At 36.8% G+C, this 22,144-nt stretch carries 18 protein-coding genes; 14 read left to right on the top strand and 4 right to left on the bottom strand.

The genetic code is table 11. The features are described from left to right. Positions 1 to 186: 186 nt before the first annotated feature. Together BJL90_RS04525 and cls are read left to right on the top strand one after the other, a co-directional pair. On the top strand, positions 187 to 1,407 hold the full coding sequence (locus BJL90_RS04525) for a patatin-like phospholipase family protein (protein ID WP_070964636.1): 1,221 nt from the start codon (positions 187 to 189) through the stop codon (positions 1,405 to 1,407). Positions 1,408 to 1,439: 32 nt separating this feature from the next. After that, positions 1,440 to 2,879, top strand: coding sequence for a cardiolipin synthase (gene cls / locus BJL90_RS04520; RefSeq protein ID WP_070964633.1), 1,440 nt, complete (start codon positions 1,440 to 1,442; stop codon positions 2,877 to 2,879). 258 nt (positions 2,880 to 3,137) lie between these two features. On the opposite strand, the gene BJL90_RS04515 is transcribed toward cls, so the two are convergent. Together BJL90_RS04515 and argH are read right to left on the bottom strand one after the other, a co-directional pair. Continuing rightward, positions 3,138 to 3,512, bottom strand: coding sequence for a class II SORL domain-containing protein (locus BJL90_RS04515; protein WP_070964630.1), 375 nt, complete (start codon positions 3,510 to 3,512; stop codon positions 3,138 to 3,140). A gap of 179 nt (positions 3,513 to 3,691) precedes the next feature. Further along, positions 3,692 to 5,089 (bottom strand): argininosuccinate lyase, encoded by a 1,398-nt coding sequence (gene argH, locus BJL90_RS04510; protein ID WP_070964627.1) that lies wholly within the window; start codon positions 5,087 to 5,089, stop codon positions 3,692 to 3,694. Between the two features lie 158 nt (positions 5,090 to 5,247). Here argH and BJL90_RS04505 point away from each other — a divergent pair, with 158 nt between their 5' ends. Next, positions 5,248 to 5,733, top strand: a complete 486-nt coding sequence (locus tag BJL90_RS04505) for a dUTP diphosphatase (protein ID WP_070964624.1) — start codon at positions 5,248 to 5,250, stop codon at positions 5,731 to 5,733. 64 nt (positions 5,734 to 5,797) lie between these two features. Here the strand turns inward: BJL90_RS04505 and BJL90_RS04500 are convergent, their stop codons facing one another. Then, positions 5,798 to 6,004 (bottom strand): hypothetical protein, encoded by a 207-nt coding sequence (locus BJL90_RS04500; protein WP_070964622.1) that lies wholly within the window; start codon positions 6,002 to 6,004, stop codon positions 5,798 to 5,800. Positions 6,005 to 6,209: 205 nt separating this feature from the next. Between BJL90_RS04500 and BJL90_RS04495 the strand changes: the two genes are divergently transcribed. The 9 genes from BJL90_RS04495 to BJL90_RS04460 all read left to right on the top strand — a co-directional run bounded on the left by BJL90_RS04495 (position 6,210) and on the right by BJL90_RS04460 (position 16,874). After that, a complete protein-coding gene (locus BJL90_RS04495; protein WP_070964619.1) occupies positions 6,210 to 6,926 on the top strand; it encodes a FadR/GntR family transcriptional regulator in 717 nt (238 codons plus the stop codon). Positions 6,927 to 7,207: 281 nt separating this feature from the next. Beyond that, a complete protein-coding gene (nifJ, locus tag BJL90_RS04490) occupies positions 7,208 to 10,714 on the top strand; it encodes a pyruvate:ferredoxin (flavodoxin) oxidoreductase (protein WP_070964616.1) in 3,507 nt (1,168 codons plus the stop codon). 42 nt (positions 10,715 to 10,756) lie between these two features. Continuing rightward, entirely contained in the window at positions 10,757 to 10,882 is a 126-nt protein-coding gene (locus BJL90_RS23030; protein ID WP_257786401.1) for a hypothetical protein, read from the top strand. A gap of 93 nt (positions 10,883 to 10,975) precedes the next feature. After that, positions 10,976 to 11,344, top strand: a complete 369-nt coding sequence (locus BJL90_RS04485) for a CidA/LrgA family protein (protein WP_070964613.1) — start codon at positions 10,976 to 10,978, stop codon at positions 11,342 to 11,344. Next, positions 11,341 to 12,039 carry an LrgB family protein gene (locus BJL90_RS04480; RefSeq protein WP_070964610.1) on the top strand — a complete coding sequence of 233 codons (699 nt, stop codon included), beginning with the start codon at positions 11,341 to 11,343 and terminating at the stop codon, positions 12,037 to 12,039. The genes BJL90_RS04485 and BJL90_RS04480 overlap by 4 nt, the downstream gene beginning before the upstream one ends. 31 nt (positions 12,040 to 12,070) lie before the next feature. Further along, positions 12,071 to 13,345, top strand: a complete 1,275-nt coding sequence (gene larA, locus BJL90_RS04475; protein WP_070964608.1) for a nickel-dependent lactate racemase — start codon at positions 12,071 to 12,073, stop codon at positions 13,343 to 13,345. 89 nt (positions 13,346 to 13,434) lie between these two features. Beyond that, complete coding sequence (locus BJL90_RS04470; RefSeq protein WP_070964606.1) at positions 13,435 to 14,223, top strand: electron transfer flavoprotein subunit beta/FixA family protein; 789 nt, start codon at positions 13,435 to 13,437, stop codon at positions 14,221 to 14,223. Positions 14,224 to 14,246: 23 nt separating this feature from the next. After that, positions 14,247 to 15,464 (top strand): electron transfer flavoprotein subunit alpha/FixB family protein, encoded by a 1,218-nt coding sequence (locus BJL90_RS04465; RefSeq protein WP_070964603.1) that lies wholly within the window; start codon positions 14,247 to 14,249, stop codon positions 15,462 to 15,464. Positions 15,465 to 15,476: 12 nt separating this feature from the next. Then, a complete protein-coding gene (locus BJL90_RS04460; RefSeq protein WP_070964600.1) occupies positions 15,477 to 16,874 on the top strand; it encodes an FAD-binding oxidoreductase in 1,398 nt (465 codons plus the stop codon). Positions 16,875 to 17,019: 145 nt separating this feature from the next. Here BJL90_RS04460 and BJL90_RS04455 read toward each other — a convergent pair whose 3' ends face one another. Further along, entirely contained in the window at positions 17,020 to 18,975 is a 1,956-nt protein-coding gene (locus BJL90_RS04455; protein WP_070964598.1) for a molybdopterin-dependent oxidoreductase, read from the bottom strand. A 627-nt stretch (positions 18,976 to 19,602) separates the two neighbouring features. Here BJL90_RS04455 and BJL90_RS04450 point away from each other — a divergent pair. Together BJL90_RS04450 and BJL90_RS04445 are read left to right on the top strand one after the other, a co-directional pair. Then, positions 19,603 to 21,366 carry an aldehyde ferredoxin oxidoreductase family protein gene (locus tag BJL90_RS04450; protein ID WP_070964595.1) on the top strand — a complete coding sequence of 588 codons (1,764 nt, stop codon included), beginning with the start codon at positions 19,603 to 19,605 and terminating at the stop codon, positions 21,364 to 21,366. 433 nt (positions 21,367 to 21,799) lie between these two features. After that, positions 21,800 to 22,132: a MoaD/ThiS family protein gene (locus BJL90_RS04445; RefSeq protein WP_070964592.1), complete on the top strand. Its 333-nt coding sequence runs from the start codon at positions 21,800 to 21,802 to the stop codon at positions 22,130 to 22,132. Positions 22,133 to 22,144: the final 12 nt, after the last annotated feature.

The following is a 22,144-nucleotide window of genomic DNA, read 5'->3' as shown; positions in this document are numbered from 1 at the left end:
TAAAACAATCAAAGGCGAAGTCCTATGCTTAGGGACTTCGTCTTATTTTTTTATTGTTTTTTAGATAGCAACACAAAAAATAAGAATTTGGCGTATAATAGATATAATACAACAAAGATAACCAGCGAATTCCTATAATCCAGCAAAATATCTAATAAATTTTTTAGAATAAAGGAAGTGAAGCATATGTTGGGTCTAACCTTAGAAGGTGGCGGTGCAAAGGGCGCTTATCAAATAGGTGCATGGCAGGCTTTTAGACAATTGGGCCTAGAGTTTCAAGGGATCACAGGAACCTCTGTAGGAGCACTAAACGGTGCTTTAATGATTCAGGAGGATTTTGACACGGCTTATGGAATATGGCATGATATTACTCCACATATGGTTATGGATGTAGATGATAGAATTTACGAAATGCTTTCGGGAAACCAGTTAAATAATATAAACATACATCTGTTATTTGAAGAAATACGCAAATTCATAAAGGGTTTTGGTTTTGACGCAAGACCTTTGGAAAAACTTATTAAAGAAACAGTAAATGAAGAAAAAATTGTGCAGTCTAATAAAGAATTTGGCTTTGTCACCGTATCTTTAACGGATTTCAAGCCTTTAGAAATCTATAAGGAGGAAATACCAGCGGGGAAAATCGTAGACTATCTTATGGCTTCTTCTTATCTGCCGATTTTTAAGTCTAGAAAATTGGATGGCAAAAAATTTTTGGATGGGAGCTTTTACAATAATCTTCCTATAGATATGTTGTACAATAAAGGATATAAAAAGGTTATAGCGGTACGATTGCTGAGTAGAGGGAGAGTCAAGAAGATACAGGAAGAGGGCTTAGAAGTTATCTACATACAACCCTATCGAGATTTAGGGGGTGTTATGGATTTTACTAAAAAAAGAGCCCAATACAATATAAAATTAGGTTATTTTGATACAATAAAAGTATTAAAAGGATTAAAAGGGAGAAAATATTATTTCAAAGATGACCTTACAGAGGAAGATGCATTAAAGCTTTTAGCGGGATGGGGAGAAAAGGTTGTCAAAGAACTAGGAAGACTATACCACCTTCCTCCTACAAAGCCTCTTAATCGGTTATTGTTGGAGGAAATCATCCCTAAATGGGTGTTGTTAATGGATTTAGAAGAAAATTGCAGTTATGGTGAAATTGTTATTGGATTAGTAGAAACTTTGGCAGAGTATAATGCGATAAATCCTTTTCATATCTATACGCTAAAAGGACTTCTGAGAAAAAGTATTAGCACTTATTGTAAAAGCAAAAAAGGAAAGGAACATAAACAAAAAGGGATTCTATTGAATGCAGATTTTTTGCTTAAAATAAATAAAGAAAAACTGCTAGAAGAAACAGCAGAGATTTTACTAAGAAATCATGAAAATTTACTTCTGTAATAAGTATGATAAGATTTATGGGGGAGAAAAGCATGAATATTTTAAATATATTTGCTACTTTATTTACCATAACAACGATATTGGTGAGCATATTAATTATATTAGATAATAGAAATCCCTCTAGAACTGTAGCCTGGCTTTTATCATTGATATTTTTGCCGGTAGTAGGCATGTTCTTATACTTATACATTGGTCAAAACCACAGGAAAAAGAGGACGTTTATTAAGAAAAGAAAACAAGATTATAAGGTAGTACATAGTTTACTACACCACCAGATTGCCTTTACTGGCTACGGAGAATTTTTGAAAAAGAACTTCACCGATACACGGGGTAAAGTGGCACCACTGTTATTAAATAATTCAGAAGCACCTATTACTGTAAATAATGAGGCAAATGTATTGGTCAATGGTTATGAAACTTTCCGTGAAATGCTGAAGGCTATCAGAACCGCTAAGCATCATATCCATATGGAATATTTTATTATTAAGGATAGTGATATAGGTAGAAAGTTTCAGAGAGCATTGATAAAGAAGGCGAAGGAGGGCTTAGAGGTAAGGGTAATTTATGATGCAGTAGGCTGTTGGCATTTGAAAGAGAGTTTTTTAGGTCCATTGCGGGATGCTGGCGTAAAATTAAAGCCATTTTTGCCAGTAACACTGCCTTTTTTAGGTAGCAGACTAAACTATAGAAATCATAGAAAGATTTTGGTTGTAGATGGAAAAGTTGGGTTTGTAGGAGGCGTGAATATTGGTGATGAATATTTAGGAAAAAATAAAAAAATGGGTTTTTGGAGAGATACCCACCTAAAGATAAAGGGAGAAGCAGTCTATTTGCTACAGGTTATCTTTTTAAGGGATTGGTTTTTTGTTAGTAAGGAAGAGTTAGAGGATGCTGTCTATTTCCCTACACAAGGAAGCTGTGGGCAGCAAATGATACAGGTAACTTCTAGTGGTCCTGATTCCTATTGGGAATCTATACATCAAGCTTATTTTTCTGCTATTGCCACTGCAAATAAGAAGGTATTTATTACAACACCTTACTTAATACCAGATGAAAGTATTTTAATGGCATTGAAAACCGCCGCTATTAGAGGGGTAGACGTGAGAATTTTGCTGCCAGGAAGACCAGATCATCGTACGGTTTTTTGGGCTTCCAAATCTCACTTTCTAGAATTGTTGGAGGCAGGGGTAAAGATATATCAATATGAAAAAGGCTTTGTTCATAGCAAGGTTTTTATTGTAGATGATAACTTTTCCTCTGTAGGAACAGCAAATTTAGACATCCGTAGTCTGCAGCTAAACTTTGAAGTAAATGCTTTTATATATGATGAAGAACTAAACAAAAAACTAAAGAAAAGTTTTTATCAAGACCTTCAGGAAAGTAGACAAGTGATGCTGCAGCAGTATAAAAAAAGGCCTGTTCACCATAGATTTAAGGAATCCATTGCTCGATTGTTTTCACCAATACTTTAATAGAGCAGGCTAAAGTTGAACTTAAAGATTAAAATGCCTCCTCAATTCCATAATTCCATTTTATGCTATAGTAAGAATATTGTTACCCGCAAATCACGCTGTAATAAGATTCTTTTAGCGAGATTCTTTAATGAAAATTATACTTTAAGTTAACGTTAATGTTATAATGATAAAGTTATTAAGCAACTTAAACCTCAGTGGGCTACTCCAGTCAAAGATAAAAAAGAATGACCTTTTGTAAAAGTCATTCTTTTTACACTACGCTACGGTTATTTCTTGGCTATTTTCCCATACACCATGAATATTACAATAAATGATGGCATGGATGGTACCGGACTTGTCTAGTTTTACCTTAGTTAAGCCTACAGGTTCTGTAAAGTTGCCGCCTTCTCCGTGAGCATTAAACTTAAAAGTTGCAAGCTCTACAGGGAACTTTCCTCCATCTTGGAAGAAGTAGATTTTTCCCCATGCAATATAATGTTCCAATGAATTGGGATGAGGAATTTCATCCCCAACAGATATTTTTAACTCAAAAGCTTCACCAGCTTTAACACTCTTAGGGGCATGGATAACAGGCACATGTTTCTCGCCCTTCCAATCACCAGACTGTAAAAATTCTCCAAAACTCTTCATGAATATTTCCTCCTTTTACTATGGCTATAATTTCTTTTCTACAGTATTTATAACCAAAGTACTAGGAATATAACCATAAATTTATAAAAAATTAATAAATAAGTGATAGGCCTATACTTATAGAAAAAAATTTTGAGAAGGAGAAAACCTGCTATAGGGAATCAGCAGGTTTTATAAGCTTAAGCGTTAAAAACTTCTATAATGGTTTTTCCTTCTTGAATTTGACGCTTTACCTCACTGCGGGCAGTACCACCAAAGGTTTTTCTTCGGTCTACTGCTAGTTGAGGAGATAAAATATCATATACGTCCTTTTCAAAGGCAGGGCAATAGTTTTGCCATTCTTCCAAAGATAAGTCTTCGAAGGTTTTGTGGTGTTTAATACAGTATTGCACTAAGTTACCTACAATTTCGTGGGTTTCTCTAAAGGGGACATTTTTTGCAACTAAGTATTCTGCCACATCTGTAGCCAATAAAAATCCTTTGTTTAAATGCGGAGCAATACTCTCCTCTTTAGGAGCAATACCTGCTATCAGCGGTGTCAATACATCTAGTATCATATTAACGGTGTAGATGGTATGAAACACCGGTCGTTTATCCTCTTGTAGGTCTCTGTTGTAGGTGAGGGGAAGTCCTTTGATGTTTATCATAAGATCATATAGACTGCTTAACACACCGCTGGTTTTGCCTCTAGTTAACTCTAAAGCGTCAGGATTTTTCTTATTAGGCATCATGCTAGAGCCTGTACAGAAAGCGTCAGGCGGTTCAATGAAGTCAAACTCTGAAGTACTCCATAGGATCAAATCTTCACTCAGGCCACTTGTATGTAATACAAAGGTGGAGGCAGCAAATAAGAATTCTAAAAGATAATCTCGATCTGATACTGTATCCAAGCTATTTTGGCTGTTTACTTCAAAATCTAATTCTTTTCTAGTGAATTCTCTATCTAAAGGCAATGTAGACCCAGCTAAGGCTCCTGCTCCTAAAGGATTTACATTGGTTGTCTCATAAGCTGCTTGAAATCTTTTTAAGTCACGGGTAAACTTCCAAAAATAAGCCATCCAGTAGTGTCCTAAAGAAATAGGTTGGGCATGCTGAAGATGCGTAAAGCCAGGAACAACAACATCGATATCTTTCTCTGCTCTTTCTAATAAAGTTGTTAAAAACAAAAGTACTTTTTCTTTAATGTCATTGATGGCTTTTTTCATATAGAGTCTATAATCTGTAGCCACTTGATCATTACGTGAGCGACCTGTATGGATTTTTGCCCCTAAAGGACCTAACTTTTCAATTAATCTTGCTTCTAAATTCATATGGACATCTTCTAAAGAAATTTTTGGTTGGAGAATACCTTGATTCACTTCCTCTTCAATTTCTTCCAAAGCCTTTAGAATTTGTTGAAGCTCCTCCTCCGATAAAATGCCAATACGATGTAACATTTTTCCATGGGCTTTGCTGCCCTGTAAGTCTTCTTTATATAATTGCCAATCAACATCTAATGATTGACTATATTTTTGCATAATTTCTGCTGGAGATTCAGCAAAGCGCCCGCTCCAAAGTGCTTTATTTTTATGATCCATAAAATCACCCTCCTAAGGAATGTATATTTATACTATATATTACATAAATATATAAGTCAAGAATAGAAAGAAAATATTATAGGTTTCCATAGTTTTTTTATAGGAGATATGCTACAATATTGAAAAACTATAAGAGCAATAAAAAGGAGGAAACCCCTATGGATATGCAGCAATTGTTTGCGATTCAAAAACAATTAGACGAAACAATACTTAAAAACCATCAGCTATATAACAAAAACCTGGTACCTGCTAAAATATTAGCTTTAGAGGTAGAACTCGGAGAATTGGCCAATGAGACAAGGTGTTTTAAATTTTGGAGCAAAAAGGTATCTTCACCTAAGGCAGTTGTTTTAGAAGAATTTGTTGATGGTTTACATTTTTTACTAAGCATAGGATTAGATAAAAATTTTCCTGTGAGGGAGTTTCAAATAGGTACTAATGATTATGACCTTTCACAGCAATTTCAGGAGGTCTTTAAAAGAAGCGCTGATTTCTATCAATCTTTATCACAAGAAGATTATATCAGATTGTTTGAAGAATTTCTAACGCTGGGAAAAAAGCTAGATTTTACGTTTGAGGAAATAAAAGAAGCTTATTTAGCAAAAAATCAAATTAATCATCAACGTCAGGCAGAGGGTTACTAATAATGATTTTAACAAAGACTCCCTTTAGATCGTTTAAAGGAAGCCTCTGTTTAAAAGAATCTAACTAGTTATCTAACTCATAAGAGAAAGGATAAACATCCTCTGGGTTTTTATTTAGTTTATGGGCAAAACTATCAGCATCAATTTCTTCTACGACGTTATTCCCCTTGTGTATCTTTACATTCCAAATTTCCTTGCCGTTTTCTACCAGTAATTCCGCAGGATATACTGTACCATCAGCCAGTTTGATTTTACCTTGTTTCCATGGCATATTTATCACTCCCTTCTACAATATTTTTTACTGTTGTTAAAAACAATATCCTATGGAATTATAGGAAACTTTTATTAAAGCCCGCTTCAGAGGGTTGCTAAAATTTTTCACGGTGTTGATTTTGATTAAAAGATAAGAAGTGTTGATTATTCCTAACGATGTTGTTACAATAAAAGAAAAAAAGTAAAGATGAAAGAGGAAGATTATGTTTAAGCCTGTAAAAAATACAAAAGTATACGAACATATTATTGAGCAGATCCAGAATATGATTGCAGATGGAACCTTAAAACAAGGGGACAAACTGCCTTCTGAAAGGGATTTAGCTGAATCTTTAAAAGTAAGTAGAGCTTCTGTGAGGGAAGCTTTAAGAGCTTTAGAAATAATAGGAATAACAGAAGTGAGGCAAGGAGAAGGGAATTTTATCAAAACAAGCTTTGATAATTGTTTATTTGAACCTTTATCTGTAGTTTTTATGTTGAACAAAGGGAAAGCTGAAGATATCTTAGAGTTAAGAAGTATTTTAGAAATTGAAACAGTAGCTTTGGCAGCTGCAAGAATTACAGAGGAGGAGCTAAAGGAACTAGAGGAATTGTTACTGCAGTTAAAAGAAACAGAAGATGAAGGCATAAATGCTTTCTTGGATAAGAAGTTTCACTATAAAATTGCACAAGCCTCTAAGAATTTTTTAATTGTAAATATATTGAATGTCATATCTTCCCTTATGGATACCTTTATCAAAGAAGCAAGAGGGAAAATACTAAACTGTGGAGATAATACAGAGGTATTGATGCAACAGCATGAAGAAATCTATTTATCTATAAAAAATAAAAATCCTAAAGCAGCCTCCTTAGCTATGTCAAAACACTTACAATTTGTTTACGATACTTTAATGAAAGAAAAAACACCTATAGAAAGGCTATAGGTGTTTTCAATATAAATGGTTGAAATTTTAAAAAAACAATGATAATATGTTAGTAAGTGGTAAGACCATAAGACCTTGGCATCGATAGGACGGTTTTGTTTGCATTATAATTATAGGAGCGTTAACTTAAGCGAATTGTTTTTAAAAATCCTCTTGAAGTATCGGATTAAGGATGCTAGTGTTCATGAGCTAAAACGCTGAAAAGTTTTTGGAGGGTGAGGATAAATGATAGATTAAGTTGGCGCTGCTGATGATGATAAAAAAAAGGGAGGTTATCACACATGGCAAGAAAGATGAAAACAATGGATGGAAATGCTGCAGCGGCATATGTTTCCTATGCCTTTACTGATGTAGCGGCTATTTATCCCATTACTCCTTCATCCAACATGGCAGAAAATGTTGATGAGTGGAGTGCTAGAGGGCAGAAAAATTTATTTGGACAAACTGTAAAGGTTGTAGAAATGCAATCGGAGGCAGGGGCAGCGGGGGCTGTACATGGTTCCTTAGCAGCAGGAGCTTTAACCACGACTTTTACAGCTTCTCAGGGACTACTGTTAATGATTCCTAATATGTATAAAATCGCTGGAGAATTACTTCCAGGAGTATTCCATGTAAGTGCTAGAGCTTTAGCTGGGCATGCTCTTTCTATCTTTGGAGATCACTCAGATGTTATGTCTACAAGACAAACAGGATGTGCTATGCTGGCATCTGGTAGTGTTCAAGAAGTTATGGATTTAGGGGGTATTGCTCACTTAGCAGCTATCAAAGGAAGAGTGCCTTTTGTACACTTCTTTGATGGATTCAGAACTTCTCATGAGATGCAAAAAGTTGAAGTGATTGAGTATGATGAGTTTGCTAAATTAGTAGATTGGGATGCTATTCAAGCCTTTAGAGATAGAGCTTTAAATCCAGAACATCCAGTGTTAAGAGGAACTGCACAAAACCCAGATGTTTTCTTCCAAGCAAAGGAAGCAGCAAATAAATACTATGATGCTCTTCCTGATATGGTAGCTGATTACATGAAGGAAATTTCAGCACTTACCGGCAGAGAATACAAGCCATTTAACTACTATGGGGCAGAAGATGCAGAAAACATCATTATTGCTATGGGTTCTGTAACAGATACGATTGAAGAAACCGTTGATTACTTAATAGCAAAAGGTGAGAAGGTAGGGGTAGTAAAAGTACACCTATACAGACCTTTCTCAGAAAAATACTTCTTTGATGTACTGCCAAAGACAGTAAAGAAAATTGCTGTATTAGATAGAACAAAAGAACCAGGTTCTCTTGGAGAGCCACTATATCAAGATGTTAGAACCATGTTCTTTGGTAAAGAAAATGCACCAATGGTTATTGGTGGTAGATATGGTCTTGGTTCAAAGGACACAGTACCAGCGCAAATTTTAGCAGTATACGAAAACCTAAAGGCTACAGCACCTAAAAATGCCTTTACAGTAGGTATTGTAGATGATGTAACCAACACATCTTTAGAAATTAAAGAAAAGGTTTCAACAGCAACACCTGGCACCATCAGATGTAAATTCTGGGGATTAGGATCTGACGGTACAGTAGGTGCAAACAAAGAAGCGATTAAGATCATTGGAGATAATACAGACATGTACGCACAAGCATACTTCTCCTATGATTCTAAAAAATCAGGCGGGGTTACCATATCACACTTACGTTTTGGTAAAAAGCCAATCAAGTCACCTTATTTAATTGATGAAGCAGACTTTATTGCTTGTCATAACCAAGCCTATGTAAATCAATATGATTTATTAAAAGGTTTGAAAAAGGGCGGTACCTTCCTATTAAACTGTATGTGGTCACCAGAGGAGCTAGAAGAAAAGTTACCAGCAAGTATGAAGAAATATATTGCTGAAAATAATATTAACTTCTATACCCTTAACGGAACAGCAATCGCTGCAGAAGTTGGTTTAGGCGGAAGAATCAACATGATTATGCAATCAGCCTTCTTCAAACTAACAGAAGTTATCCCTGTAGAGGATGCTATTAAGCACTTAAAAGAAGCCATCGTGCATGCTTATGGTAAAAAAGGTGAAAAGATCGTTAATATGAACCATAAAGCCGTAGACCGTGGTGTAGAAGCCCTTGTAAAAATAGATGTACCTGAAGGCTGGAGTGGTGCAGCAGAAGAAGTAGCAGCTGCAGTAGAAGAACCAGACTTCATTAAAAATATCTTAAGACCTATGAATGCGCAAGCAGGGGATGATCTGCCAGTAAGCGCTTTTGCAGGAGCAGAAGATGGCACCTTCCCATTAGGCACCAGTGCTTATGAAAAAAGAGGCATTGCTATTACTGTGCCAGAATGGATTCCAGAAAACTGTATCCAATGTAACCAATGTTCTTTTGTATGTCCTCATGCAGCAATTAGACCTTTCCTATTAAACGAAGAGGAAGCAAAAAATGCGCCAGAAGGATTTACAACATTAAAAACAATTGGTAAAGAGTTTGAAGGATTACAGTACCGTATGCAGGTAGCACCACTAGACTGTACAGGTTGTGGCAACTGTGAGGATATCTGTCCATCTAAGAACAAAGCATTAGAAATGAAGCCTGTTGAGCCACAAGTTGAAGTAGAAAGCGAAAACTGGGCATATGCTCTGACTGTTACAGATAAATCAGCATTAACCAACATAGAAACTGTAAAAGGCAGCCAATTTGCACAACCATTATTTGAGTTCTCAGGAGCTTGTACTGGTTGTGGTGAGACACCATATGTTAAGCTAATCACACAATTATTTGGTGATAGAATGATGATAGCCAATGCTACAGGATGTTCATCCATCTATGGTGGTAGTGCGCCATCTGTACCATTCTGCAAGAACCAACAAGGCAAAGGACCAGCTTGGGCAAACTCTTTATTTGAAGACAATGCTGAGTTTGGTTATGGTATGATGTTGGGGACAAGCCAAATTAGAAATAAAATTGAAGATTTAATGAAAGAAGCACTGACATTAGATATCAATGCTGACTTAAAAGCAGCTTTCCAAGAGTGGATTGATGGTAAGGAAGATGGTAAAGCATCAAAAGCTGCAACCTATAAAATTCTTCCATTACTTGAAGCAGAAGCTTCAAATGCAGTTATTAAAGAAATCATTGCGAAGAAAGATTACCTAATCAAGCAATCTCAATGGATTCTTGGTGGAGATGGTTGGGCATATGATATCGGTTACGGCGGATTAGACCATGTAATCGCATCTGGTGAAGATGTAAACATTCTTGTAATGGATACAGAAGTATATTCTAACACAGGCGGACAATCATCAAAAGCTTCACCAACAGCAGCGATTGCAAAGTTTGCAGCCGCAGGTAAGAGAACGAAGAAGAAAGACTTAGGTATGATGGCGATGAGCTATGGCTATGTATATGTTGCACAGGTAGCCATGGGTGCTGATAAGAACCAATTAATGAAGGCGGTTAAAGAAGCAGAAGCTTACAAAGGGCCATCTATCATCATCGCATACTCACCATGTATTGCCCATGGAATTGGTGCTGGTATGGGTAAAACACAAGAGCAAGCGAAAAAAGCAGTAGAGGCAGGATACTGGCATTTATATAGATTCAACCCAGAATTAAAGAAAGAAGGTAAAAATCCATTTACCTTAGATTCTAAGGAACCAAAAGCTTCCTTTAAAGACTTCTTATTAAGCGAAGTACGCTATGCTTCCTTAACAAAGTCCTTCCCAGAGGTAGCAGAAGCTTTATTTGCTAAGGCTGAAGAAGAAGCACAAGAAAGATATGAAAGCTATAAGAGATTAGTATAGTATAAAAACACCTTCATGGGGGTTTTTGGTAAGTCTCATTTTATGTTAATAGTTAATTACTCAATGAAGGAAAAAGCACCTGTAGAAGAAATCTATAGGTGCTTTTCATTAAAAGAAGAGGTCCCCTTTCAGCAAACTGAAACACTACTATATCAAAATAAATTTTAAAATAATAGTTGAAATTTTTGAAAAAAAATGATAATATAATGACAACTGGTAAGACCATTATACCTAAAATTTTATGTAAAGGAGGGAAGTTATTTGGTTCTATTTAGACAATTTTTTATTATTATAGCAGTTTGTTTAGCCGGAGAATTGGTGAACAAATCATTGGGAATCCCTATACCAGGAAATGTTTTAGGGATGATTTTCCTACTGCTATTGCTTTTGCTAGGAGTTATAAAGCTAGAAATGATTGACAAAATTGCGAAGTTTCTGCTAGAGCACCTGGCCTTCTTTTTTATACCAGCGGGTGTTGGGTTGCTGAACAATTTACACTTGATTCAGGGACAGTGGTTGCCCATCATGAGTGTTGTTCTTTTATCCACGATCATTGTTATGGGTGTTACAGGCTTGACAATACAGCTGATAAAGAAAAAAGAAATAGTAAAGGAGAGGAAAACCGCATGATGACCTTTCTAGATACGCCTTATTTTGGGATTATTTTATCCATTTTGTTTTTTGAGCTGGGTTTAGTCATTTACAAGAAAACAAAAATAGCTTTCTTTAATCCACTATTAATTAGTATTATCTCCATTATGATTATTTTAACTGTTTTTAACATCAGTACAGATTATTATAACAAAGGAGGCAGTTTAATACAATTTTTCTTAGGCCCGGCTACGGTTATTCTAGCGGTACCTCTCTACAGGCAGAGGGCACTTTTAAAAGCCAATTTAGCCGCAATATTAATTGGTATTACAGCCGGATGTGTTGCCGCAGTAGTCAGTGTGCTTGTTCTAACAAATATCTTCAACATAGAGGGAGTAATTGCTGTGTCATTAATCCCTAAATCAGTAACAACACCTATAGGGATGGAAATATCTCAACAGATTGGAGGAATACCTTCTATTACCGTAGGAGTAATTGTCATAACGGGTATTTTAGGTGCGGTTATTGGACCCATCGTATGTAATGTTTTTAAGATAAAGGATGAGGTAGCGGTAGGTATAGCTATAGGGACAGCTTCTCATGCGGTGGGAACCACAAAGGCTATGGAGTTAGGAGAAACCCAAGGAGCAATGAGTAGTTTAGCAATCGGTGTAGCAGGATTAATTACTGTGATTATTACGCCTCTACTCATACATCTATTTAACATGTTATAGTAAAAAGAAGGAAATAGAAGGGGGAGATACTATGCCTAGAATAAAGATACCTTATCACAAAAATTTTTGGGAAATAGAGATAGAGGACAATAACTTATCGGGGGTGCTTGAATCAAAGGCACATCATTTTAAAACAACCATGAGTCAAGAAGAAATTATTAAAAAGGCTTTGCAGAATCCTATAGGTAGTCCTTCCATCGAAACCCTGGTAAAGGGAAAGAAAAATATGGTGATTATCACCAGCGATCACACAAGACCTGTTCCCAGTAAAATTACCTTGCCGATACTTCTGAAGACCATAAGGGAAGCTAACCCAAACATTGATATTAAGATATTAATTGCTACGGGGTTTCATAGACCTACAACAAGGGAAGAGATGATAGATAAGTTTGGAGAGGAAATCGTCAAGAATGAAAACGTTATCAATCATATGTCTCAAGATCAAGCGTGTTTGATGAAGGTTGGAATATTGCCTTCTGGAGGGGAACTTTGGTTGAATCGTTTGGCTATGGAAACAGAATTATTAATCGCTGAAGGATTTATAGAACCCCACTTTTTTGCTGGATTTTCTGGGGGAAGAAAAAGTATTTTACCGGGGATTGCAGGAGCACAAACAGTATTAGCAAATCACTGTTCTGCCTTTATAGCTAGTGAACATGCAAGAACAGGAGTCCTTGAGGAAAATCCTATTCATAGAGACATGTTATATGCTGCTGAAAAAGCAAAATTAGCTTTTATATTAAATGTTGTTATTGATGGAGATAAGAAAATTATTAATGCCTTCAGTGGACATAGTCAGCTGGCTCATCAAGAAGGATGTGAATTTGTTAGAAGTCTTTCGAAGGTAACAAAAATTAAAGGGGATATTGTTATTACTTCTAACGGAGGCTATCCATTGGATCAAAATATTTATCAAGCTGTAAAAGGTATGACAGCGGCAGAAGCTTGTTGCAAGGAGGGAGCAGTAATCATCATGATTGCAGCTTGCAATGATGGCCATGGGGGAGAATCTTTTTACCGAAATATGGAAGAAGCAGTCAGTCCTAAAGAGGTTTTAGAAAAGGTGTTAAAGGTACCTATGGAGAAAACTGCACCAGATCAATGGGAGTTCCAAATACTAGCCCGTATTTTAAATCAATATAAAGTAATTATGGTAACAGATATGTGTGATCCTCAGATGATAAAAAACATGCATATGGAGCAAGCAGATACTTTTGAAGAGGCTTTAGTAAGAGCCTATGCAATAAAAGGAAAAGATGCTAAGGTGACAGTAATTCCTGATGGGGTTTCTGTAATTTTAGAATAAATGTGGTAAGACCATAAGACTGAAATACCAGTTTGAGCAATGTTTTATTGACAAATCAGTATCTGATAGAAAAATAAAGGAGGAAAAATATGAATATCTTAGTGTGTATCAAACAAGTTCCTGGCACAACAAAAGTTGAAGTAGATGAAGCAACAGGCGTGCTTAAGAGAGATGGCATTGAAGCTAAAATGAATCCCTATGATTTATATGCAGTAGAAACTGCCCTTAAAATCAAAGAAGAAGTTGGAGGGGAAGTCAAAGTAATGACAATGGGACCACCACAGGCTGAAGCGATTATTAGAGAGTGCTTCATGATGGGAGCAGATGATGGTATCTTGCTTTCAGATAGAAAGTTTGCTGGTGCAGATGTACTAGCAACGTCTTATACCCTTGCCCAAGGGGTGAAGAAAGCAGGTGATTTTGACCTCATTATCTGTGGTAAGCAAACAACAGATGGAGATACTGCCCAAGTAGGGGCAGAAATGGCGGAGGTCCTTGATATAGCTCATGTGGCAAATGTGAGAAAAATACTAGAAATCAATAAAGGTAACATCATAGTAGAAATGGATATGCCTACTACTGTTGAAATTGCAGAGATACAACTACCTTGTTTAATCACAGTAGAAAAGGGAATTTTTCAACCTAGATTGCCGTCCTTTAAGAAGAAACTAGCTACAAAAAATAAAGAGGTTTTCGTATATGGGTTAAAGGATTTTGGAGATCAAAATGAAAAGCGTTATGGCTTAAATGGCTCACCTACGCAAGTAGAAAAAATTTTTCCACCAGATACCAATAGAGATCAAGAAATATGGAAGGGAACAGGAGAAGATTTAGCCCTTCAAATCTGTGAGAAGCTTAAAGCCTTGAAGTTTGTTTAATAAAGATAGAGGAGGTTGAGGAAATGGCTAAAATTATTGTAAATCAAGAAAAAATTAAAAATGTTGAAGAAACGCTAGCACTTTGTCCCTTTAATGCCATAGAAAATAATGATGGTGTTATAGAAATAAACGCTGCCTGTAAAATGTGTAAGATTTGTGTTAATAAGGGAGACGAAGGGGCTTTTCAGTTGGTAGAAGAAAAGATTACGGAAATAGATAAGAAACTTTGGAAGGGGATCGCAGTCTATGTGGACCATCTAGAGGGAGAAATCCATCCTGTAACAATGGAGCTTATAGGAAAGGCCAAAGAATTGGCGGTCAAGTTAAGTTACCCCATTTATGCAGTGTTTATCGGAGATAATGTTTATGAAAAGGCGCAGGAACTATTACATTACGGTGTAGATGAAGTGTTTGTATATGATGAAGAACCTCTAAAGCATTTTAGAATAGAGCCCTACACTGCAGCTTTTGAAGATTTTATCCATAACAAAAAACCTTCTATTGTATTAGTGGGAGCAACCACTGTAGGCAGGTCTTTGGCACCAAGGGTATCTGCTCGATTTAAAACTGGTTTAACCGCTGATTGTACTATATTAGATGTAAAAGAAAATTCTGATTTGATTCAAATTAGACCTGCTTTTGGGGGAAATATCATGGCAAAAATTATTACCCCCAATCATCGACCACAGTTTGCTACAGTACGTTATAAGGTGATGACAGCAGCAGAACCTAGTCAACAAACTACAGGAAGAGTAACAAAGTGTCCAATTGCTTTAGAAAAGCTAACATCTCAAATCAAGGTAATCGATGTGAAGCCAAAAGAGCAGGAAGAGGATATCTCAGAGGCAGAAATGATTGTGGTAGCTGGTAGGGGTGTAAAATCCCAAAAAGATTTAGATATGATATATAAGCTAGCGGAGAAACTAGGGGCGCAGGTAGCTTCCACAAGACCGTTAATTGAAGCTGGATGGGGAGATGCTAAAAAGCAAATTGGATTAAGTGGAAGAACAGTAAGGCCTAAGCTGTTGATTACCTGTGGCGTATCTGGATCAGTACAGTTTGTAGCAGGTATGAGCAATGCTGAATGTATTTTTGCTATCAATCAAGATGAAAGCGCACCAATATTTAAGGTAGCCCACTATGGGGTTGTAGGGGATATTTATGAAGTGATTCCTAGGTTAATAGAAGAAATAGACAAAGGAAATATAAAAGTAGAAGATCTGAAATCAAAGGTTGTATAAGGAGGGTAAAAAATGGCTTATAAGAAAGTAGATGCAAAAGATGTAGAAGTTTTAAAAGCGATCTGTGGAGAAGATAGGGTATTCTTTGGAGAGGAAATTAATGAAGATTTTGGTCGAGATGAGCTTGCGGAAGTAAAGTGTATGCCAGAGGTATTGGTAGAACCTCTTTCTACGCAAATGGTTTCGGAAGTGATGAAGTATGCATATGAAAACGACATCCCTGTTACGCCTAGAGGTCAGGGTACTGGATTGGTAGGCAGCTCTGTAGCCATCCATGGAGGAATCATGGTGAATATGAGTAAGATGAACAAAATCTTAGAATTAGATGAGGAAAACTTGACGCTTACTGTAGAGCCTGGCGTGCTGTTAATGGAAATAAGTAAGTTTGTAGAAGAACGAGATCTTTTTTATCCTCCAGATCCAGGAGAAAAAAGTGCCACCATTGCAGGAAATATTAATACCAATGCAGGAGGCATGAGGGCAGTAAAATACGGGGTTACTAGAGATTATGTAAGAGGATTGGAAGTGGTTCTGCCCAATGGGGAAATCATGGAAATAGGGGGCAAGGTGGTAAAAAATAGCTCGGGGTATAGCTTCAAAGATTTGATTGTTGGTTCGGAAGGTACATTGGGGATTGTAACGAAGGCTATTTTAAGACTTCTACCATTACCTAAAAAAACCCTTAGCCTATTGATTCCTTTTGAAAATTTAGAAACTGCTATTGAAACAGTGCCTAAAATCATAAAATCAAAGGCTATTCCTACTGCTATAGAATTTATGGTTAGGGACACAATCATTGCAGCAGAAGAATTTCTAGGGAAGCAATTTCCTGATAATTCCTCTAATGCTTATCTACTATTGACCTTTGATGGCAACAGCAAGGAGGAGGTAGAAAAGGCCTATGAGACAGTGGCACACATTTGTTTAGAAGAAGGGGCACTAGATGTGTATATTTCAGAAACCCAGGAAAGACAAGAGGCTATTTGGTCTGCTAGAGGAGCTTTCTTAGAGGCGATTAAATCTTCCACCACGGAAATGGATGAATGTGATGTAGTGGTACCAAGGAATAAAGTGGCAGAATTTATTAAATATACAGATGAGTTACAGCATCAGTTTAACATTAGAATTAGAAGTTTTGGGCATGCAGGAGATGGTAATTTACATGTATACATTTTAAGAGATGCATTATCAGAGGAAGCTTGGAAAAAAACGCTACAGGATGTAATGGACTGTATGTATAACAAGGCAAGGGATCTAAGGGGTCAAGTTTCAGGAGAACATGGCATTGGTTTTGCTAAAAAGGGTTTCCTGAAAGAATCCTTAGGAGGAAATCATTTGGCTTTAATGAGAGGGATAAAGAGTGTCTTTGATCCTAAAAACCTATTAAATCCAGGAAAAATATGCCAGTAACTAAATCATCTTAAAAAAATAGGAAGAAAACTTTACCTTACCTGTCATTCTGAACACAGTGAAGAATCTAGATTTTAAAGATCCTTCGCTTGTGCTCAGGATGACAAAAATAGTTTTCAGTAGCCTCTTTTGAGGAGGCGTTTTGTCAAATAGGTATGATTTTGCATCGACAGTTATTATAGATGGCTTGATTGCCAATATCAGAAATACCTTCAGGTGTAAGATGATTTACCCCTTGATTCTTTAACCACCATCCCTCATAGGAGACGACGATATTTTCGCCTATTCCTTCATCAAGCAAAAGTCTTATCTTTAATTTTCCGTTAGGAGATACCAGCATTGCCTCTTGCCCCTCCTCTAAGTTCCATTTTCTTAAGGTGTTTTCATTAACGAAGGCTTCTGGAAGCCTATTTCTTTCTACATCTATAAAATGTTGAGAGTGCAGGGAGGCTTTAGGATGTAGTGTTAAAAATTGCAGCGGATAGCGAGGATCCTCTATATTATTTTCTTGCAGAAGATCTTCCTGCGTAGAAATAAATTCAAACTTTCCAGAGGTGGTTGCAAATTGCTTATCTTGCCAGGGTATGTCCTGAGTTTCTAACTTTATTCTTTTCCCCTTGATGGTTTCTAGTTCACATCCTAGATGCTTTAGTAAGGGTGCTAGGGCTGTTTCTAAATATTGTTTAGGATGGCTATAATCTCTGAGAAAATCCTTCATCTTCATATGTTGGGCTAAAAGGTGAAAAATCTCAAATTCATGTTTTACATTTGGAGGTGGGGACATTATTTTTTCTGTATAAGTAAAATAACTATGCCACATAGAAGAGAAAATAAAATCTTCTTCTTCATAAATACCAGTACAGGGTAAAATATAGTCAGCCAACTCAGCCGTGTCTGTTATGAAGTGATCGATAACGACTTTAAAGGGAATAGAAGAGAAGGCCTCTATAGCTTTCTGGGTATCTGGCAGTTGCAAAACAACATTACTTTTCGTTACAACAATTCCCTGAATCTTACCTTTATTTTCCTCTAAAACATATTTGGAAAACAGTGGACGTTTAAAGGTGGGAGATGGCAGGGGATTGTTTTTTATATAATGCCAGTCGATATACTTTGTGATAGATTTATTAGCATAGTTTACCCCGCCTCCTGCTAATCCTATGTTACCTGTCAGGGCTCCTAGGGCGTCGATGAAGCGAATGTTGTTACCACCCCGTTTATAACGCTGCAAGCCGTAACCTAAAATGATGCAGGAGGGCTTATGTTGACTATATAAAGCAGTAAGTTCGTATACCTCTTTCTTGGTAAGTCCCGTAGCTTCAATCAGTTGCTGTAGCTGCAAGTTATCAATAAATTCCTTGAAATCCTCAAAACCCTTACAATAATTTTTTATAAAAGAAGCATCGTATTTCTTTTGTTGAAGGATAATTTTTGCCATCGCCATCGCTAGATGACCATCGGCTTCGGGCTTTACTTGATAATAGTAGTCAGCAAAAGAGGCGGTGGCTGTTTTTACTGGGTCGATGACAACAAGTTTTGTTCCCTTACTTTGGGCTTCTTTTAAAAAGGGGATAAGATGAACATTGGTGAAGGAAGGGTTTCTTCCCCATATAAGGATAGTTTTGGCGTGAAGATGATCATGGGGATCATGACCAAGAACATCACCAAAGTCTAGTGTTTGAGCCTCGATGCCAGCACCCCAGCAGAGGCTGCCTTTAGGTGTTGTAACACCTCCATAGCTATTAAAAAAAGCAGTATCTATACTTTTTAATAGCCCTCCATGCCCCGATTCACTGTAGTGGATCAGAGCATTAGACCCATGGTGGTCTTTTATCGCTAAAAGAGCATTTCCAATTTCTTCAATAGCTTTTTGCCAGCTGATGGTAGTCCACTGCCCCTCTACCTTTTTTAAAGGCGCAGTAACACGCTTTTTGTGACTTAACCTTTCTAAGAGATTTCTCCCTTTTTTACACAGAAAGCCCTTGGTAATGGGATCTTGATCATCTCCCCTTACACAGGATACTCGATCTTCTTTCATATCAATCTGGATGGAGCAAACATCAAAGCAGTCCAGCGGGCAAGCGGTTTTAAAAGTTTTCATTGCTTCTCCTCCTATAGAATAATTAAAACATATAAATCTATTATATATTTAAAAAAAGGGGAAGAAAAGTTGTAGTTTTTAGAAGAAAAAAAGGGATTTCTTTCGGAATGTTGAATAATCATAGATATATTCGTATGATAGGATAATATACGAAAAACTTCATTATACTACAGGACAAAGAAATTAAAAGAATTAAAAATAGTGAAAGTAAATTAATATCTAGTATGGGGATATAAAACCCATATAGGTTTTGATACGAGCTTTATGCTATTGTTAAAGGAAAGAATACCATGCCTTTAGGCGTGAGAGTGTCAGTATTAAAAATATGACGGAACTTCCTCATTATAGAAGGAGTACCAATATATTTTTAAGCAAGCGCTTAAAAATTGCATCAAAACGGTACAATGTATCAAAATGGTACAAGCGCTATGGTGGAATATGATCCAATATGGAACAATTAACAAAACACTTGTCAAATATACAGAATTTTACGAGAAGAAAACGTTGTATTTCAGCGCTTTTGTTTTTTTGAAAAAGCAAATGTACTAATTGGCATACTAATTGCATTATATGTAATTGAATAAAATTTCAAAAAAATAACGTAAAATTATCAAGGGGGTTAGTTTTATGAACAAGTTTATCAGAGTAGACATGACAACATTGAAAGTTACTACTGAAGAAGTTCCCGCGAAATATGCAGGCTTAGGGGGTCGTGCCCTTACTTCTAACTTTGTTAATGATGAAGTAAAGCCTACTTGCCATGCGCTAGGTAAAAACAACAAGTTAATCTTTGCTCCTGGTTTACTAAGCGGTACTAGTGCTCCTAACTCTGGACGTCTTTCTGTTGGTGCTAAGAGTCCATTAACAGGTACAATCAAGGAAAGTAATACTGGTGGTTCTTTCTCTCAAAAAATGGCTAAAATGGGTATCAAAGCTTTAGTTATCGAGGGAATGCCTGCAGATGACAAGTTCTATGTAATTAAAATTGATGTGAATGGTGTTACTATAGACGAAGCTCCAGCTGAAATTCTTGGAGGCTGTGGTAACTACGAAGCAATCAAAATATTAAGTGAAAAATATGGTGCAAAAGTTGGTATTGGTTTAGCTGGTCCAGCAGGTGAAAACCGTCTGCCTTCTGCAAATATTTCTTTCAAAGATCCAGAAGGCAATATCCGTAGTGCTGGCCGTGGTGGTTTAGGTGCGGTATTAGGTTCTAAGAAAGTAAAAGCTCTTGTTATCGATGATGCTGGTGCTGGTGCAGTTCCTATAGCAGATCCTGAGAAGTTTAAAGCAGCTTCAAAAGTATTTGCGAAAGCTATGTTAGATCATCCAGTTTCTGGCCAAGGTCTAGCTGCATACGGTACTAACGTATTGGTTAACATCTTAAATGAAGCTGGTGGTTTACCAACTAAGAACTTTACTGCTGGACGTATTGACTATAACGACAATATCTCTGGTGAAACATTAAACGCTACAATTTCAGAGCGTGGTGGTGACGGTAAAGTTTCTCATGGTTGTCATGCTGGTTGTATCATCAGATGTTCTCAGTGGTACCCAGACAAAGATGGTAAATATATCACAAGTGGTTTTGAATATGAAACAATTTGGGGTCTTGGTGCAGATGCTGGTATCAAAGATTTAGATGCTATCGCTTACTGCGACCGTGAAATGGATGACATCGGTGTTGATAGTATCGAAACAGCTGTTGCTGTAGCTACTGCTATGGAGGGTGGATTAATTCCTTATGGCGATGGAAAAGCTGCATTAGAAGCTATTAAAGAAATCCGTAAGCCTACTCCATTAGGAAGAATCTTAGGTAGTGGTACTGCTGTTGTAGGTAAGGTTTGTGGTCTTTACAGAACTCCTGTAGTAAAAGACCAAGGTATCCCTGCTTACGACCCACGCCCAGTTAAGGGTATTGGTTTAACCTATGCTACAAGTACAATGGGTGCTGACCATACTGCTGGATACTGTATCTCTGGTAACATCTTAAAAGTTGGTGCTGATATCGATCCACTTAAGAAAGATGGTCAAATCGAATATTCGCGTGCAATGCAAATTGCAACAGCCGCTGTTGATAGTACTGGTATGTGCTTGTTCATAACCTTCGGAACAGCTGACAATCCTGCTGGACATCAATCACTAATTGATATGATCAATGCTCAATACGGTACATCTTTAACTTCTGAAGACGTAAACAAGCTTGGTGAATCTGTTCTTAAGGTTGAACGTGCTTTCAACAAAGCAGCTGGCTTCACTAATGCTCATGACAGATTACCAGAATTCTTCGAGTATGAGCCATGTCCTCCACACAATGCAGTTTGGGACTTCACTCCTGAAGAAATCGACGAAGTTTATGCTTTTGAAAATGAAGGAGCTTGTAACTGCTAATTAAATCTCTGTTTTTATAGCCTGTTGGCTTTGCGGAGTTATAATAAGATGTTATTTAACTAAAAAAGCCGGACTTAGGTCCGGCTTCAAATTTTCTAATCTTTTATCCCACACTTTTAATAAATACTTTTGAGAAAAGACACGATTTTAATTGGAAAAATGATAGCAGATGCCTTTTATAAATAAAGTTTATTTTTGGTGTATTGCTAAGACGTCCATCTGTGATAGAATAAGAGTAAAGAAATACTGGAATACTTAAATAATAAAATCCTTGCATATTGGTAAATTTGTTAATTTTAAAACCTGCAGAAAATCTGTTGAAAAGGATGATGCTTAAAATTTTGCTGGACTTGACTCATAAGTATACTTGAGAGAATTGTTGATAGGCCTTTTATCATGAAAGGCTACAGTAGTTAAGGAGGGATAGCTTTATATGCCAGAAGAAGGTAAAAAAACCATTGAAGTAAGAGGTTTTCTACAGTTGGATGCACATCTTAGAAAGAAATATGGGTCTATACCTGTCATTATGGAGCTAGAGGAACCGATTAAAGGTACGGAACTGGCTGAGAAGATGAATGTTTCTTGGGATGAGGTTGAAGTTATTTTTGTAAATGGTTTTGTTCAAGCATTAGACTATGTTATACATCCAGGGGATCGAGTAGCTTTTCTGCCACCGGGATGTCCTGGGCCATATCGATTGGCAATGGGATTCTATGGAAAAAACCAAGGGAATCCAGCGAACTTTAAAATCAAAGGAAGAGAATAATCGTTTTTGACA

It is taken from the genome of Clostridium formicaceticum (genome assembly GCF_001854185.1).
In the GTDB taxonomy this organism is placed as follows: domain Bacteria; phylum Bacillota; class Clostridia; order Peptostreptococcales; family Natronincolaceae; genus Andreesenella; species Andreesenella formicacetica.
The sequence above is the reverse complement of the archived record's forward strand: the minus strand, read 5'-3'. Positions and strand labels throughout refer to the sequence as shown.